This window comes from Ornithinimicrobium cerasi (assembly GCF_003702705.1).
Taxonomy (GTDB): domain Bacteria; phylum Actinomycetota; class Actinomycetes; order Actinomycetales; family Dermatophilaceae; genus Ornithinicoccus; species Ornithinicoccus cerasi.
Map to the genome: position 1 here is coordinate 1 of NZ_QZMN01000048.1, position 1765 is coordinate 1765.

Annotated in this window: 2 protein-coding genes; both read right to left on the reverse strand. The window is 31.8% G+C overall.

Annotated elements, in window-relative coordinates:
- Positions 1–547: MarR family transcriptional regulator (locus tag D4B81_RS17695; protein WP_122263970.1), on the reverse strand; the 547-nt coding region annotated here is incomplete at its 3' end.
- A gap of 234 nt (positions 548–781) precedes the next feature.
- A partial coding sequence (locus tag D4B81_RS17700; RefSeq protein WP_122263971.1) for a plasmid recombination protein occupies positions 782–1765 on the reverse strand: 984 nt, incomplete at its 5' end.

A 1765-nucleotide genomic window follows, 5' to 3' on the forward strand; every position in this document is an offset into this window, starting at 1 on the left:
CATTTACATTGTCCTTATCTCCTGCATAAACCACATGAGGATTAATAAATACTGCATAAGCTTTAGCATTATTTCCTTCAACGCCTGAATCACCTTTAAATAAAATTCCTTTTTTAACTAAAGAATTGATTACTGTACTTGTAGGTTGTCTAGAAGCATCTATTAATTTTGCAATCTCTGTAATATTTGCGGGTACAGGGTTTTTCGCTTTAATATCAAGAACAATACAATTACTAGAAAAAGCAATATAAGGAATTATTTCAGTTAAAAAAATCTTCTCCCTATCTGTTAAATATTTTTGCCTATACAAATAGCCTAGATTCTCTTGCATTGATTGAGCAAACCTCACTTTCGATTGAGGACTCTTTTTAGTTCCTATGTAAATCTCTTTACCACCAGTAGCTTTACTTAACACCTTTAAAGCTTCATCTACTGCGTCTTGATCCATCCCATGATGTTCTTCTTCAAATTGTTTTTGCTCAATCTCTAAATCTCTTTTTCTCGCTTTTTGTTCAGCTTGTCCAAAGTTAATAATCTTTTTTGTCATGTGTTGTTGCTCCTCTCATTTTGTGAGCACCAACATAAATACCAAAAATCATAATTATGGTATTACCCTAATAATAAAATTATGATAATCTATAAACAGATATTGATTTTTAGGTATTTTCGTTGAATACCCTTTGAAACGAGCCATGCTCCAACATGGCTCGTTTTTATTTTATCACACATATAATCCCAAGAAATGGTCAAACAAAATTTAGAGAAACTTTTACTCACTTTGTTAAAAACGCTCCATGTCATGTCTCCGTTGTTTATGCTTCAGTTCCTTCTTGTGTTCACGTTCAAATTGATTGTCTACACCATTCATATCCAGTTCATTCTTAACAAGTCCTCTAAACGCCTTAAAATGCTCTCCAAGGACTTTTTTCGTGTTGTGGTATAAAACCTTTATGTTTTCCTTTAAATCTCCTATATGGGCTTTTAACGAGCTTATTTCCTTACGTAGTTTTCTATTCTCATCTTCCAAATCTGTATTTTTGTTAATAGCTTCAACCAAACCATCTGCTAAACTATCAACTTTACCTTGTAATTCTTTATTTTCTCGAACTAAATCTGTACGCTGCAAACGATCATAATCTTTTTTCACTGAATATCCAGCATTAATCATTCCTTGCACTCTTTTTAATTCTTTAGTTCCAACAATCCAATTCCCTGTTGGTTTTTCTACTTTTTCTTTTTTTAAAAAACCTTTATTAATAACCTCTATTTTCTTTTCTCTCTCAGCTTTAATCTTAATTTCTCCTGGCAATCGTTCGTTCATTTCCAGTAATTCATTTTTCTTTTCAAAAAGCTGGTTTTCCAAAGAAAGAATTTCCTTTTCTAAATCCTTTTTTTCTTTGTATTCATTCACATCTTTATAATTATTTGAACCAACTAATTTCCGTTCGATACCACGCTCTTTTAACATTTCTTCTAATATCTTCACTTCTTTTTCTCGCCAATCATCAAAAGGACGAGTTTTATCTAATTTTGGATCTTGTTGCGTAATTGCTCGGTCAAATGATACTTGCTTTTCAAGTCCACGTTTATACCCGCTTGCTACTGGAACAAAATTCAAATGCATGTGTGGGCTCGCTTCATCATTATGAATGACTGCGTTATAAATTTTTAAATTTGGATTTCGTTTTTCAAATCCCAATAACCATTCTTCTAAAATTTCGTTAGCCTTTTCAAAATCTTCTTTACTAGAAAAATCATCTTTATC